The organism is Pseudoalteromonas sp. BZA4 (assembly GCF_040104395.1).
In the GTDB taxonomy this organism is placed as follows: domain Bacteria; phylum Pseudomonadota; class Gammaproteobacteria; order Enterobacterales; family Alteromonadaceae; genus Pseudoalteromonas.
Genome location: NZ_JBECOT010000004.1, coordinates 51,674 through 66,003 on the forward strand (window position 1 = coordinate 51,674; position 14,330 = coordinate 66,003).

The window sequence follows — 14,330 nt, forward strand, 5'->3', positions numbered from 1 at the left end:
TATCTCGTTAGTCAGGAACTGCTCTCCCAAAGGGAGATGATCAATAAATTAGGGCTAGCAGATGCTAGCCCATGTAATTTCAATACCTTAAGGTAATTAACCTAAGCGGTAGTTTGGCGCTTCTTTAGTGATTTGCACGTCGTGAACGTGTGACTCACCCATACCAGCTGAAGTTACGCGAACAAATTGAGGTTTAGTATTTAACTCTTCAATTGTTGCACAGCCTGTTAAGCCCATTGCACTGCGAAGACCGCCCACCTGTTGGTGAATGATTGTCGCGATAGGACCTTTATAAGCAACACGGCCTTCGATACCTTCAGGAACAAGCTTGTCTGCTTCGTTCGATTTTTGGAAGTAACGGTCTGATGAACCTTCTTTTTGGTCCATAGCACCAAGGCTACCCATACCACGGTATGATTTGTAGTAACGACCTTGATATAGCTCAACTTCACCCGGTGCTTCTTCAGTACCGGCTAACATTGAACCCACCATTACACATGATGCACCAGCAACAAGTGCTTTTACGATGTCACCAGAGAAACGGATACCACCGTCAGCAATAACAGGAATATCACGGCCTTTTAAGCCTTCAACTGCGTCAGAAATAGCAGTAATTTGTGGAACACCACAACCTGTTACGATGCGAGTAGTACAGATAGAACCAGGGCCGATACCAACTTTAACAGCATCAACACCCGCATCAGCAAGAGCAATCGCGCCTTCAGCTGTTGCAACGTTACCTGCTACGATTTGTAGATCTGGGTATGCTTGACGTGTTTGTGCAACACGGTCGATAACACCTTGTGAGTGGCCATGTGATGTATCGATAAGTAATACGTCAACACCTGCTTCAACAAGTGCTGCGATACGCTCATCAGTACCCGCGCCAACACCAACAGCTGCACCTACACGTAGACGACCTTGCTCGTCTTTACATGCATGCGGCTTGTCTTGTGCTTTTTGATAATCTTTTACAGTGATCATGCCTTTGAGTTTAAATGCATCATCAACTACGAGAATTTTTTCGATACGGTGCTCGTGCATTAGACCTAAGATTTCATCACGGTCTGCACCTTCTTTAACAGTCACTAACGATTCTTTTTTCGTCATTACTGTAGAAACAGGTTGCTCAAGTTTCGTTTCAAAACGCATATCACGGCTTGTCACAATACCAACAAGGTTATTGTCAGCGTCGGTTACAGGGAAACCTGAAAAACCTTTGTCTTCTGAAAGCGCGATAGCATCAGCAATTGTAAGATCCGCAGTCACAGTAACAGGGAAAGAAACAATGCCAGCTTCGTAAGTTTTAACTTTACGAACGTTTTTAGCTTGCTCTTCAATTGTCATGTTTTTGTGGATGAAACCTAAACCGCCCTCTTGCGCTAAAGCAATCGCTAAGCGTGCTTCTGTTACAGTATCCATAGATGCTGAAACTAGCGGCAAGTTAAGATTGATACCACGCGTTAAGCGAGTTGAAATATTTGCCGTGTGTGGCAAAACAGTAGAATGACCTGGTACTAAAAGTACGTCGTCAAAGGTAAGAGCTTCTTTAGCGATTCTTAGCATAGTGCAACTTCTCACATGTGGATCTGAGTATAAGGAATTGCGGCCAAATTTTATCAGCGTTGTGAGCACGAGTAAATAAAATTATTCATTTATTTGTGTTAAAGTACACAGAGAATTTTTTACTGGGGTTTTTAATGGCTTTTACGCAATCAACACAGCCTGTTTACACGGTCTCGCGCCTAAATAAGGAAATTCGCCATGTTTTAGAACAAGGCTTTTCATCGCTTATCTTAAATGGTGAAATTTCTAACTTTATAGCCCCTGCATCTGGACACTGGTACTTCACTTTAAAAGACGACCGAGCACAGGTAAAAGCGGCAATGTGGCGCGGCAATAATCGCGGCCAAACTTTTCGCCCGAGCAATGGTGCACAAGTAACTGTGCGTGCCCGCGTATCTTTATATGAACCTCGTGGTGATTATCAGCTGATTGTTGAGCATATGGCCCCTGCTGGCGAAGGCTTATTAAAACAAGAATTCGATGCGCTAAAAATGCGCTTAGCTGCCGAAGGTCTATTTAGCTCAGCCCATAAAAAACCATTACCAACCAATATTAATCGCGTTGGGGTGATCACCTCAGCCACTGGTGCGGCTATACGCGATATTCTAACGGTACTTAAACGCCGTGCTCCGCAGCTAGAAGTCGTGATTTACCCAGCTATGGTGCAAGGCGCAGATGCACACAGCCAATTAATAGAAAAAATAAACATCGCCAATCAGCGTAACGAAGTAGATGTGCTTATATTAGGTCGCGGTGGTGGTTCACTAGAAGATTTGTGGTGTTTTAACCATGAGCAACTAGCTCGCGCTATTTTTGAAAGTCGCTTACCTATTGTTAGCGCTGTTGGTCACGAGGTCGATACCACAATTAGTGATTATGTTGCCGATATTCGCGCCGCAACACCTTCTGCAGCCGCAGAGCTAGTTAGTCCAAATACCGAAGAGCTACATAACAAAGTTACGCAGTTAGTTAGGCACTTAAATCATGCCTTTAAACACGCTTTAGCTGTAAAGCGCAGTACTGCCACTCAATTTGAGCATCGCTTGCAGCTATGCCATCCCCGTAATCAACTCAATCAACAAGCGCAAAAACTAGATGAGCTTAGTTTGGCCTTACACAGCGCAATGAGTGGCAAAATCCAGCGATATGAGCGAGTACTTGCCAACCTAACACCACGCTTAATGCAACGTTCTCCTGAAAAGCAGTTAGCGAAAAGCGAGCATCAACTGGCTCAATTGCATGCCCGCCTCACACAAGCGATGCAACAGCAACTTTCAAGTTCTCGAAACCAGCTTTCTTTACAAGCGAGCCGTTTAGATTCTGTGAGCCCACTCAGTGTGTTATCGCGTGGTTATAGTATTACTAAAAACCAACAAGGTGGCGTAGTGAAATCGGTTAACGATGTAAGTTCTGGTGAGCTTATAACCACCGAGCTTGCAGATGGGCAGCTACAATCAAAAGTTTTTTGATATCTTTGATATCACTGCGTGCTTGCGATGATTGTTAGACTATCGTCACTTGAGGTGGTGGAGGTAAATTTGAATTGTTTCCACCAGCTTTGCTCCATCATTTTATCGGTCATATTACGCCAATAATGGCTTGGCAAATCATCAACATCCTCTGGTTGCAATAGCTTAAACTGACACACAGAGCTTTTGCATGTTGAGACACTAAGCTGTGGTTGCACTGGTAAATCGGCCATGATTAAAAAATCACTCATAGCTGTTTCAACTTGGTAGGCCCAAGCCTCATCCCGAGATTGCTCTTCTAACAAGGTATAAAGTTCATCCAGGTGTGAGTCGATTTGCTGCGGAGGTATCGCGCTTGATCGGTAACTGGCAATCACTGCTTGTTGGTTTTCGACTTGTAACTTCAGCTCTGCTACTTGTTGCTCAAGCTCGCTTTTGCTAACAGCTGCTGAACTATTTGAATTGACTTCAGCGACTTGTTTATTAATAACAGGCGCTATAGCAGTGGCTTGCTGCTCTGGTGCTTGAGCTATTTGCTCTTCAACAAGCTGTTGCTGATAAGTTTGCGGCTGTTGTTGTGGGTCTGATTGAAAAAGTGACATAGCGACAGCGCCACAAATAAATGACGCTGTAACAGCTAATCCGAAGGATAATTTAGACAATTCCATTGCTCTTTTAAAGTGTAAAACTACAACATAGCACTGGTGTGGGAGGCATTACTAGCGGTAGTCGTACCATCATCTAAAAAGTTTTGGTTCATGCTCTCTGCTGGACAGGGACAGCTCGGTTTGCCGACCACTTTAGCAGGTACCCCAACCACAGTTGTGTGTGCTGGAACCGCACTTAACACGACAGAGTTTGCACCAATACGTGCCCCCTCTCCCACTTCGATGTTACCTAGTACTTTTGCACCCGCACCAATCAATACACCGGCGCGAATTTTTGGATGACGGTCACCTTGCTCATTACCTGTACCACCTAAGGTTACAGATTGTAGAATCGATACGTTATCTTCAATAACTGCTGTTTCACCTATTACAATCCCAGTTGCATGGTCAAACATAATACCATGACCAACTTTACAAGCAGGATGGATGTCAACGCCAAATACTTCTGAGGTTCTGCTCTGAATGAAGCGAGCAAGCTCTTTTCGGTTTTGTTGCCATAAACAATTTGCGAGTCGGTGTGCTTGTATTGCATGGAAGCCTTTAAGGTTCAAAATAACAGTTAAGTAACTATCGGCCGCAGGGTCGCGATCTTTAACTGCTTTTATGTCATGAGCCACATGCGTCAGCATTAGATCACATTTAACAAAGGCTTGGTCGAACAATTCACGGATAGTAAATGCTGATACCACCGCATCTGCAAGTTTATTTGCCACAATAAAGCTCAGCGCCGAACCTAAGCATTCATGATTTAACACGCACGAATAAACGTGACTTGCTAAAAGCGGTTCACGGGAAACGACTTCGTTTGCTTCATCTCGAAGCTTTTGCCAAATTTCATGACGCATAATATTGCCTTTCTGGTTGTACCTAACTGCTAAGCCTTAAGTTTAACGGATTTGTAGCAAGATGTACTAACCCGTTGTTTATTTGTTCTGGTTATATCTAATAACCAGAGTAACAATACCTATTTTTACTCTTTTTGCTGTGCTTTTTTGCCAATCGCATATGACAGTAGCAAATTCTAACTCTAGCCGAGCAACTTAATTAAAGTGCTTATTTTTCAATGACAAAACAGATATGACATCTTGCCTGTCATATGCCAAAATAGGAACTGGCATATCGCTGACGGCGTAAAAAACAAAAATAATCATTAAATTTACATCATCAACTTAACAAGGAAACGATGATGAAAAACGACGTACTAAACTCACACAAGCTAGGTTATAAATTTTACTTTCAAGATGGTGACAACCAAATCGCTTGCTTTGGTCACATCATGAGCGGTAAAGAAAAAGTATATGTAAACGACGAATTGGTAAGTGAAAAACGCAGCTTCGGTTTTAAAAGTCATCATGACTTTAGCTACCAAGGTAATACTTATGCAGTCAAATTCGAGATGAAAAATATACTCACAGGCAAGCTTGAATGTTCGTTTTATAAAGCTGACAAATTAGTTAAACAGAGCACACAAACCTCACTTACTGATAATCCAAAACAAGTAGCTTTGGTTACCTTAGGCTGTTTTCTTGGTGGGGCAATATCGGGTTATGCAGTTGTTACTTTTATTGAACCATTTCTTGGGAAGTAAGTAATGCAACTGAACCCCAATACAATAAAAGCACTTAGACTTAAATTCGATTGGACGCAGCAGCAATTGGCCGATGCCTGTGATGTAAGCCTACGTACCATTCAACGAGTTGAAAAAGAAGGTGCGGCATCAAAAGAAACCACCATGAGCCTATGCGCAGTTTTTGAAGTGCGCCAAGGTGAGCTTATTAAGCTCGATGACGAAGTATCAGAACAAAGCACAACACATGCAGTGAGTAAGCAAAATCTCGCTGCAATAGTAGCGGCTTCTTCGTTTGTCAGTTTTGCCCTTGGTATGGCAACGGTATTTGTTATTTTTTAGGAGTGATAGATGACTAAAGAACAACGCGGCTACGCTACACTTATAGGCTTTGTAATAGCAACCATGCTATTTGCGCTAGCAGTTAAAATTGGCGCAATGCTTTAGCATTTCTAAGCATATAAATAAAATATAACTGTCAGAACTGAGCGTTGAGCTAGGTGCTGGCAGTTTTTTCATATCAGCACCTACAAATACCTGTAGATATCTACTTTCTAATAGCCAAGCTATAAGTAAAAGACAATACCTTATTAATTGTTTTTTATGTAAACCACGGTGAAAACCCAGCATTTATTGCTAATCTTAAAAAAGTGATAATGGCTAGGAACTAATGTGGTTGAATCAAAAGAGTTTCTAAAATCAATACTCGATACGATCTCAAAACATATTGTTGTAATTGATGAGAAAGGTGATATTCAATTTGTGAATCGCAGTTGGCAAACTTTTGGCGATGAAAATAATTGCCAGTGTAATACCCAGTGGGAAGAGCAAAACTACCTCGCAATATGTCAATCAGCTGCACAGCAAGGTGATGAGTTTGGTGCACAAGCTTTATCTGGTATTAGTCAGGTTATAAACCAACAACTAACCGAGTATTACCTAGAATATCCATGTCATAGCAATACCGACAAGCGTTGGTTTTTAATGCGAGCAGTGCCCTTCGAGCATGCATCAAAACGCTTTATCGTCATTAGCCATATAAATATTACCGAACGTAAAATCGCCGAGCAGCAAGTACAAGAACTTGCTCGTATCGATGGTCTCACACAAATAGCTAACCGACGTCATTTTGATGATTTTTATAAGCAAGAGTGGAGCCGCTGTGCCCGCTTAAAACACCCCTTGTCGTTAGCCATGATCGACCTTGATAACTTTAAGTCTCTTAATGACAACTTTGGTCATCTGGTGGGTGATATTTGCTTGAAAGAAGTGGCAAAACTATTACCTGATTATACTCGCAGACCTGGTGACTTGTGCGCTAGATACGGCGGTGAAGAGTTTGTACTGGTACTTGGTAATACTCAAAGCCATCAAGCACAAAAACTCATGACGCGTTTTATGGCAACGCTGAACACGATTCAACTACCAGAGCTTGCCGGTCATCCCTTGACGGTTAGTATTGGTTTAGCAACTATTTACCCAAATAGCAGTGATGATGCCATGTTACTTATTGAAATGGCTGATAGTGCGCTTTATCAAGCAAAAGAAGCTGGCCGAAATCAGCTTGTGGTTGCTGATAACATCGAGCCATTAAACATAGAAAAATGCCCCTAATAAGGGGCATTGATTAAAGCTTGTTTACTCAGTTATTACTGAAATACTTTTTCGACATCAAGTACTGAAATGTTTTTCGCTGGTATTGCAAGCTTATAGTCTGCAATCACTTTATCTTCATCAACAAGTGCTGCTGGTTTTTCAGCGTTATACACCATAGGTGATGTTTGCTCTGAAGCTAGGCGTTTTTGCATGTCTTTGCCATCACCAGTAATAAACACATAATGAATATTCTCTGTTTGCAGGTTATCGCGAATAACACGGTTAACATCATCAAGGGTTAGCTTTTCAAGCTTGCCGCGCACATAGTCAACAAAGCTCTCAGTGTTATAGAACTCACTATCAAGTGCATAGCCTAACTGGCGATCTTGGCTTGCAACCATTTGTGGCACAAAGTTAATTAAGAAGTTACGAGTCGCTTCAAAGTCTTCTTTGCTGATGCCATTTTTAATTAGCTTATCAAGCTCAAATAATGCCGTACGCGTTGCAAAGTGCGCATCGTTATTTGAACGAAGCGGACGTAACCACACTTGGAAAATTTGCTCTGAACGACCTAAGTTAGCATCAGGTTTAGTTTGGAACATACCGCGTGGGAAGTACTCAATGTATGCATAATCACCATAGTTCATACCACGGGTTTGACGAATGCGCTGATACAAGAAGCTGTTTGAGCTGCGGTGTTCACCAAAGTAAGAGCGCACCAACCAAAGCGCTGTCCAGTCATCGCTACTACGAATTGTATCGATTGGGAAACCAAATGACACAGCGGTAGATTGCGCTGATTTTTCAACAATCGTTGCATGATGACCTTTAAGTTCTGGCGCATCAGGGATCGTTAAGCGGCTTTCTTTACCTTGTGGAAGCGATGTTAAATCTTTCAGCATAGTCGATTTAACATCACCCGGGATCGCACCAATTAGACCCACTGTTAACTTAGATTGAGTAAACTGGTTAGCATAAAACGCTTTTACATCGTCAAGTGTCAGTGCTTCAAGATCTGATAAATCGCCATAGTTATAGCTTTCATACGGATGGCCTTTATAAAGCTGATGATATAGCACTTCTTTACCTAGCTCTTCGTCATTTGACGCTTTCAGACCTGCTTTAATGCTATCAATAAGCTCTTTTTTCAGGCGTTTAAAATCATCTTCTCTAAAGCCAGGGTTTAACAACTGGTCGCTAACAAGTGCATACCACTGCGCGGCATTGTCTTTATGTACACGGCCGCGTAGTGAAATCATCTCTTTATCGATTTGATAGCCAAAGATTCCCGCTAGTGGATATAACGCTTTTTGAATATCTTTGTAACTCATAGTTTCTGAGCCACCTTGCGCTAGCATCGCTGCAGTGAGTGCTGCTAAACCTTTTTTACCATGTGGATCAGCCGCTGCGCCGGTATTAAATAACCAGTTAACATCAACCAGTGGTGAGCTATTGGTTTTATCAAGTACTTTAAAGTGACGCTCTGTAGGGGCTTGCTCGATACTGGCAACCAAGGCATTTAAATCAACTTCTTGCTCAAAACCAGCCACTTTATCAAGCGCCGACATTGTCACCGTAGTACGGCTTGGATCAACAAAGTACTTGTTTGCTACCGCTTTGATATCTTCTGGCGTGATGCTGTCAGCAGTGGCATAAAGTTGATTAATCACTTCAGGGTCTCGCTCAAAATGCATGTAGCTTGCAAGTGTTGAAGCGATTGACTGCGATGAATCAAGGCCATTGATAAAGCTATACTTTAAGTTTGATTTTAGATCAGCTAACTTTTGTGCATCAACTAACTCAGTACGTGCTTGCGCATAAGTACGGTTAATCGCATCACGGGCTTTAGCCAGGTCAGCTTCGTTTTCGACTTTTACAAAAACATGCAGTAAACCCGGATCTTTAGTATCTGGGTTATAAGTAAACATTTGGCTGGCAATTTGTTTATCAACAACAAGCTCTTGATAAAGTGCCGAGTTGTTAGAGAAATACAGCTGTGAGATCAAATCAAGAGCGGCACGGTCTTTTTGAGTAGGATCCCATGCAGTGCCTTTATAAGACACAAGCAACCAGTGGCCTGGTAAACCATCATTTTTTTCATGTACATATTTTGCGGCTTGTTGCTTTGGTTCAACAGGAATATCTGCTTGGTAATCGCCTTTTTTCCAATTACCCCAATGCTTTTTCACCATTGCCATGGTCTCTTGTGGATCAACATCACCAACAATGACTAAAGATACATACTCTGGCTTATAAAATTTAGCGAAAAACTCTTTACCATAGGCCATTTGATCAGGCATGGCTTCAATGTCTTCGAAAAAGCCCATGGTGGTGTGCTTATAGGTATGCTTTTCGAATGCTTCGTTACGAACGGCAGAAAGTAACTTACGAATTGGGCTAGCATTATTCTTTAAATACTCACCTTTTACAGTCAGCGCTTCGGTGCGGAACTGCTCTTCGCTGTAAGTCAGGTTTTGGAAAATATCAGCTTCAATTTCGAGCACTTTATCTAAGTGCTCTTTTGAGAAGTTTAAGTGATAGTTAGTGTAATCGTTGGTCGTATACGCGCGATTATCAACACCCGAGTTTTTTAAAATATCTGAATACACATCTTGTGGGAATTTTTCAGAGCCTTTAAACATCATATGCTCAAAGAAGTGTGCAAAACCGGTTTTACCTGCTTCAACCTCATTACGTGAACCAACCGATACCGGAATTTGCAGTGACACAACATCTGGGTAATCTGTTTTAACTACCATCACGCGAAGGCCATTCTCAAGCTCTTCTAATAGATAATCTTGGCTAAATACACGGTTATCATCTTGGCTTACTAGCTGCTCAATTTCGACTTCTTTAACCATAGTTGACTGTGAGTTACTTGCGCAGCCACTTAAAGCAAGTGTTACAGCAACACTGGTTGCTAATAATCTAAATTTCATAATGTTCCCTTGTTAGTTATTTTTCTCATAATCATTGCTGCTTGATTATGCATCAAAGCACCAGAAAATATGAGGGTCAGAGCAATAATTTATGTAAACAGGTGTGTCAATTTTGCGAAACGCTCAGCTTTAAACTTGAGTAAAATTCATAGTGATTGAAAAACTTTCAAGAAAAAAATCTATCTAGACGTCTAAATGGCTGCTATATTGTTTGGCATAGACATTAGCACGAGCTGGAATGAGGATTATGGCTTTATCATTACAAGAGAAAATTGAAGACACAAATCAAGGTGTCTACCTAATTGGTACCACACCACCAAAGTCAGGTACTGATAAAGCACAGCTTGAGACCATTGCTCAGAAGCTACTCGGTCGTTTACACGAAATTGAATACGACGGTGTAATCATCTACGACATTCAAGATGAAAGTAGCCGCATTGCAAAGCCGCGTCCTTTTCCGTTTAAAGAAACGGTAGATCCACGTGAATACAGTCAATTACTTCGCAGCTTGTCGCAACTTGATGTGATCACATATAAGAGCGTAGCCCAGCGTGGTGAAGCAGAATTTACCGAGTGGTTAAACGAAACACGTAACGACTTTGAACTAAAAAACTTAGTGTTGGTGGGTAGTCCATCATCTCATGGCGACATCAAATTAAGCCTACCTGATGCATATAAAACGCTGGCAAAACAGAACAGTGATGTATTTTTAGGTGGCGTTACGATTGCCGAGCGTCATGCCAGCAAACGCAATGAACATGAGCGTTTAGTTGAAAAAACAGCACAAGGTTGTAAGTTTTTCATCTCGCAAGCGGTTTACAATGCTCAAGCAACGATTGATTTAATCACTAGCTATGCGCGTAGCTGTAAAGCACAAGGCACAACACCAAAACGCATTATTCTAACGTTTACCCCGTGTGGTGGTGAAAAGACCTTGGAATTTATGGAATGGTTAGGTATCTCAGTACCAGAAGCAACTAAGTACCGTATGTTAGATTCGGCAAATACATTGAGTGAATCAGTGCGTATTTGCCGCGAAAATCTCGATTTAATTTTACAAAGCTGCGCACATTTAGATGTACCACTAGGTTTAAATATTGAGAGCTTAACCAATCGTAAAGAAGAAATTGATGCGTCAATTAACCTTTACCGTTTACTTAAAGCAACCATGGAATTAAACCTAGCTGAGAAGCAAATAGCTTAACGTGCAGCCTTAGAGGCTTGCTTTTTCTCATACATATCTTCATCTGCTCGTTTTAATAGCTCAGCAAAGTTTTCTTTTGGCTGAGCTATTACCCCTGTACCAATACTTAAGCTCGTAACAGGAATGCCCCGCTTTTCTAAATTAGATTGATAGGTGGTGTTGAGCTTATCAGTGATGCTGTCTATGCAATCACCGGGCTGAACTTGCAATAACGCAATAAACTCATCACCCCCTAAGCGGCCGATAATATCGGTTTCACGTAGGCATTCTTTCATGGTGTCAGCTAAACAAATCAGCGCGAGATCGCCCACTTCATGGCCATACGTATCATTGAGTGGCTTAAAGCTATTTATATCGATAAATAGACAACTAATATCAAAACCAAGTCGTTTCGATATATTTAATTTATGTTGGCAAAGCAGATCTATTGCACGGCGGTTATAAATGTTAGTGAGTGAATCGAGCATGGCAATTTCACGCATCTGCGTAAAGTTGTCTAACAGTGCAAGGTCATCTTCAACCATATCGCGAAGCTGCTCGATTAGTTCTAAAAAGCTCTGTTGATAATGGGTTTGTTTAAAATCCATAACACAAAAGGTGCCAAAGGGCTCGCCACTTGGCCAGCTAATTGGCACCCCAAGATAAGACTCAAAACCATCTTTTACCAGTGGGCTGTCATCCCATTGACTATCTTGACTGGCGTGATCAACATAAAGCGGTGCCATATCACGCAGTACTTTTTTGCAAAAAATATTATCGTCAGCGCTTAATTCAGCCCCTGCATCGTAAGGGTTTTCTTGTTGCTCACTGGAAACAATAATACGATAGACATCATCTGTTTTATGAACGATAAAACCTGCGGGAGCAGAAAACAACTCGGTCATGAGATCAATTGTTTTCTGCCATTTTTCTAAGGAGAACTGTTTATCAGCGCGGCGGAACGTCCATTTATTCTCTTCTAACATACTAAACTCTCAACTTTAGCCGGAGGATAGTATAAATATATGCCAGATTTAGGAACGTCTCCTACTTTTTTGCCCTAAAATACGTTTTTTATCACGAGAGCGGCGTGCCTTATTAGTATTTTTACGAACTTGCTTTGGCTCTTTGGTTAAATCAGGCTCATACCCTGGTAACCACTGCGGCGTGAGTCTTGTGTCGAGTAAGATATCTATTTCGTCCAATAGCCACTGCTCATCGATGCTAACCAGCGACATCGCCATCCCTTTCTCGCCAGCACGTCCTGTTCGACCAATACGGTGTACGTAGTCCTCAGCCACATAAGGCAACTCATAGTTAATCACATACTTGAGTGAGGCAATATCAAGACCACGCGCAGCAACATCTGTCGCAACCAGTACTCTTGTAGCACCTGATTTAAAATTTTGCAGTGCTTTATCACGCGCACCTTGGCTTTTATCGCCATGAATAGATTCGGTTTTTAAGCCGTCTTTACACATTTCTTTAGCAAGCACATCGGCGGTTTGTTTAGTACGAGTGAATATAAGTACTTGCTGCCAATTTTTCATGCCAATCATGTGTGATACCAGCTCGCGTTTACGGTCTTCATCAACCGCATATACTAGCTGCTCAACTTCAACCGCTGCTGAGTTGCGTTTATTCACTTCAACTAATTTAGGATCATTTAATAACTGCTTACTGAGTTTAAAGATGCTGTCGTCAAATGTGGCTGAAAAAAGTAAGGTTTGGCGTTCTTTTGGCACATGGCGCAAGATGCGTTTAATTTCGTCAATAAAGCCCATGTCAAGCATGCGATCAGCTTCGTCAAATACCAAGGCATTAATACTTGAAAGCTTAATACTGCCTTTGATCACATGATCAAGTAAGCGCCCGGGTGTTGCTACCACAATCTGCGCCCCTTTTATGGCTTTAATTTGTGGGCCTATACTAGCACCACCATAAGCCAGTGCAGCTTTTATTTCAGTATGCGCAGCATAACGCTCTACACTTGCAAATACTTGCTGAGCGAGCTCTCGGGTCGGCGTTAAAATTAGGACTTTAACGGCATCAGGGAGTACTTCAGCAGATAGCAAATTGTGCAGTAGTGGTAAAACAAACGCGGCGGTTTTGCCCGTTCCCGTTTGCGCACTACCCATTACATCAGCGCCCGCTAAAATAAGTGGGATTGTTTGCGCTTGAATTGCTGTAGGTGTGTGATAATTCTCTTCTTGCAAGGCTGTTAGCAATGCAGGGGCAAGATTTAATTCTGAAAAGGTCGCTACTGACATAGTCTGAAGTACATTTGGCTATAAAAGCGCTATTGTACGCGGAACATCAGCAACAAAAAAGGCGCAATGAGCGCCCTTTGTAGCAATTGTAAAGATTACGCTGGTTTAAGTGATTCTTTACGTTGATTATAAAAACTAATTAGGTCATCAACTGTTGCTTGGCAATAATCACGAATGCCAGACACAAGCATGTGTTTTTCACCCGACCCTACTTTTTCGCCATTTTCTAAGAGGTTGAAGCGAAGCGTGATTTTGCCGCGTTTGCCAGTAAACTCAAAATCAGGCTCAGCAAATTGTAATTCAGGTGCGCTGATATCAAGGCGATCAAGGTTAATCAGCATTGATTCGTAAATCACCATTGGACGCGCTGGATTGATCATTACATCTTGCTTACCCATCAATGGAATAATCACATGCGGGAAGGTCGTGCCAGAGAACTCAACATAGTTTTTGATTAAGCTATTTGTTAACTCAGGACATTGGCTAACAGCCCCTTCGCGTTTCACTTTTAGCATGACTTTTTCGCCATCGGTGATCGCAAACTCATCAGCACCTTCTGGGAAAGTCAGCTTTGAATTTTCATCAACCATGCCTGCAAACGTGAATTCCATTTTTTCACTGATGCCATAGCGGTTTAAAACCAGCGAAAAAAGTAAATCGCCCGGCACACAAAACTTTTTGGCATCTTTATCATGTAACGGATTGAAATCATCAGCCACTAACTTGGCAAAACGACAGCCTTGCTCACGTGAGATAGAAACGTAATCAGCATGTTGCTGATAATAAGGACTTAACATAATTGTTCACTGCTTAAACTACTTATAACCTGACTATACTACCAGATAAAATGAAAATAGAGGTCGAATCTGTTAATTATTAATCACGTGCTCAGCATGTGTTTAAATGCACCAGCTAAAATAGTGGCTTTGATAGGCTAAATTTAAATTGTATCAATTTGTACGAAACAATTAACAAATAACGCAGAATAGTAAAGACTAAGGCCCAACTAAATTTAGTGAAAAACTATTAGCTAAAACTAAATATAAATTCAGTTTCCCTTTTAAAACAACAA

Annotated in this window: 12 protein-coding genes; 5 read left to right on the forward strand and 7 right to left on the reverse strand. The window is 41.6% G+C overall.

Annotated features, from left to right (window positions below; all coding sequences use genetic code 11):
- Positions 1–96: 96 nt before the first annotated feature.
- On the reverse strand, positions 97–1,566 hold the full coding sequence (gene guaB / locus ABMY41_RS03010; RefSeq protein ID WP_054551225.1) for an IMP dehydrogenase: 1,470 nt from the start codon (positions 1,564–1,566) through the stop codon (positions 97–99).
- A 134-nt stretch (positions 1,567–1,700) separates the two neighbouring features.
- Between guaB and xseA the strand changes: the two genes are divergently transcribed.
- Entirely contained in the window at positions 1,701–3,035 is a 1,335-nt protein-coding gene (gene xseA / locus ABMY41_RS03015) for an exodeoxyribonuclease VII large subunit (RefSeq protein ID WP_349274113.1), read from the forward strand.
- Between the two features lie 11 nt (positions 3,036–3,046).
- Here xseA and ABMY41_RS03020 read toward each other — a convergent pair whose 3' ends face one another.
- Positions 3,047–3,637: a hypothetical protein gene (locus ABMY41_RS03020; RefSeq protein WP_175080302.1), complete on the reverse strand. Its 591-nt coding sequence runs from the start codon at positions 3,635–3,637 to the stop codon at positions 3,047–3,049.
- 86 nt (positions 3,638–3,723) lie between these two features.
- Complete coding sequence (gene cysE, locus ABMY41_RS03025; RefSeq protein ID WP_054560835.1) at positions 3,724–4,548, reverse strand: serine O-acetyltransferase; 825 nt, start codon at positions 4,546–4,548, stop codon at positions 3,724–3,726.
- 338 nt (positions 4,549–4,886) lie between these two features.
- Here cysE and ABMY41_RS03030 point away from each other — a divergent pair, with 338 nt between their 5' ends.
- The 3 genes from ABMY41_RS03030 to ABMY41_RS03040 all read left to right on the forward strand — a co-directional run bounded on the left by ABMY41_RS03030 (position 4,887) and on the right by ABMY41_RS03040 (position 6,884).
- Positions 4,887–5,291: a hypothetical protein gene (locus tag ABMY41_RS03030; RefSeq protein WP_130166543.1), complete on the forward strand. Its 405-nt coding sequence runs from the start codon at positions 4,887–4,889 to the stop codon at positions 5,289–5,291.
- Positions 5,292–5,294: 3 nt separating this feature from the next.
- Positions 5,295–5,612, forward strand: a complete 318-nt coding sequence (locus tag ABMY41_RS03035; RefSeq protein ID WP_063527559.1) for a helix-turn-helix transcriptional regulator — start codon at positions 5,295–5,297, stop codon at positions 5,610–5,612.
- Between the two features lie 330 nt (positions 5,613–5,942).
- Positions 5,943–6,884, forward strand: a complete 942-nt coding sequence (locus ABMY41_RS03040; protein ID WP_349274114.1) for a sensor domain-containing diguanylate cyclase — start codon at positions 5,943–5,945, stop codon at positions 6,882–6,884.
- A 35-nt stretch (positions 6,885–6,919) separates the two neighbouring features.
- Here ABMY41_RS03040 and ABMY41_RS03045 read toward each other — a convergent pair whose 3' ends face one another.
- Positions 6,920–9,805, reverse strand: a complete 2,886-nt coding sequence (locus ABMY41_RS03045; RefSeq protein ID WP_349274115.1) for an insulinase family protein — start codon at positions 9,803–9,805, stop codon at positions 6,920–6,922.
- 247 nt (positions 9,806–10,052) lie between these two features.
- Here ABMY41_RS03045 and ABMY41_RS03050 point away from each other — a divergent pair, with 247 nt between their 5' ends.
- Positions 10,053–11,009 carry a hypothetical protein gene (locus tag ABMY41_RS03050; RefSeq protein WP_175082936.1) on the forward strand — a complete coding sequence of 319 codons (957 nt, stop codon included), beginning with the start codon at positions 10,053–10,055 and terminating at the stop codon, positions 11,007–11,009.
- On the opposite strand, the gene ABMY41_RS03055 is transcribed toward ABMY41_RS03050, so the two are convergent.
- The 3 genes from ABMY41_RS03055 to ABMY41_RS03065 all read right to left on the reverse strand — a co-directional run bounded on the left by ABMY41_RS03055 (position 11,006) and on the right by ABMY41_RS03065 (position 14,055).
- Entirely contained in the window at positions 11,006–11,974 is a 969-nt protein-coding gene (locus ABMY41_RS03055; protein WP_175082937.1) for a sensor domain-containing diguanylate cyclase, read from the reverse strand. The two genes, ABMY41_RS03050 and ABMY41_RS03055, sit on opposite strands and share 4 nt — an antisense overlap.
- Before the next feature lie 48 nt (positions 11,975–12,022).
- Positions 12,023–13,258 carry a DEAD/DEAH box helicase gene (locus ABMY41_RS03060; RefSeq protein ID WP_175082938.1) on the reverse strand — a complete coding sequence of 412 codons (1,236 nt, stop codon included), beginning with the start codon at positions 13,256–13,258 and terminating at the stop codon, positions 12,023–12,025.
- Positions 13,259–13,353: 95 nt separating this feature from the next.
- On the reverse strand, positions 13,354–14,055 hold the full coding sequence (locus ABMY41_RS03065; protein ID WP_130166539.1) for a DUF3581 domain-containing protein: 702 nt from the start codon (positions 14,053–14,055) through the stop codon (positions 13,354–13,356).
- Positions 14,056–14,330 lie beyond the last annotated feature (275 nt).

Excerpts from the sequence above, each read along its gene's own strand:
- ABMY41_RS03055 (WP_175082937.1), bottom strand. The coding sequence starts at position 11,974 with ATGTTAGAAGAGAATAAATGGACGTTCCGCCGCGCTGATAAACAGTTC.
- ABMY41_RS03030 (WP_130166543.1), top strand. The coding sequence starts at position 4,887 with ATGATGAAAAACGACGTACTAAACTCACACAAGCTAGGTTATAAATTT.
- guaB (WP_054551225.1), bottom strand. The coding sequence starts at position 1,566 with ATGCTAAGAATCGCTAAAGAAGCTCTTACCTTTGACGACGTACTTTTA.
- ABMY41_RS03035 (WP_063527559.1), top strand. The coding sequence starts at position 5,295 with ATGCAACTGAACCCCAATACAATAAAAGCACTTAGACTTAAATTCGAT.
- xseA (WP_349274113.1), top strand. The coding sequence starts at position 1,701 with ATGGCTTTTACGCAATCAACACAGCCTGTTTACACGGTCTCGCGCCTA.
- ABMY41_RS03050 (WP_175082936.1), top strand. The coding sequence starts at position 10,053 with ATGGCTTTATCATTACAAGAGAAAATTGAAGACACAAATCAAGGTGTC.
- ABMY41_RS03045 (WP_349274115.1), bottom strand. The coding sequence starts at position 9,805 with ATGAAATTTAGATTATTAGCAACCAGTGTTGCTGTAACACTTGCTTTA.
- ABMY41_RS03060 (WP_175082938.1), bottom strand. The coding sequence starts at position 13,258 with ATGTCAGTAGCGACCTTTTCAGAATTAAATCTTGCCCCTGCATTGCTA.
- ABMY41_RS03020 (WP_175080302.1), bottom strand. The coding sequence starts at position 3,637 with ATGTCACTTTTTCAATCAGACCCACAACAACAGCCGCAAACTTATCAG.
- cysE (WP_054560835.1), bottom strand. The coding sequence starts at position 4,548 with ATGCGTCATGAAATTTGGCAAAAGCTTCGAGATGAAGCAAACGAAGTC.
- ABMY41_RS03065 (WP_130166539.1), bottom strand. The coding sequence starts at position 14,055 with ATGTTAAGTCCTTATTATCAGCAACATGCTGATTACGTTTCTATCTCA.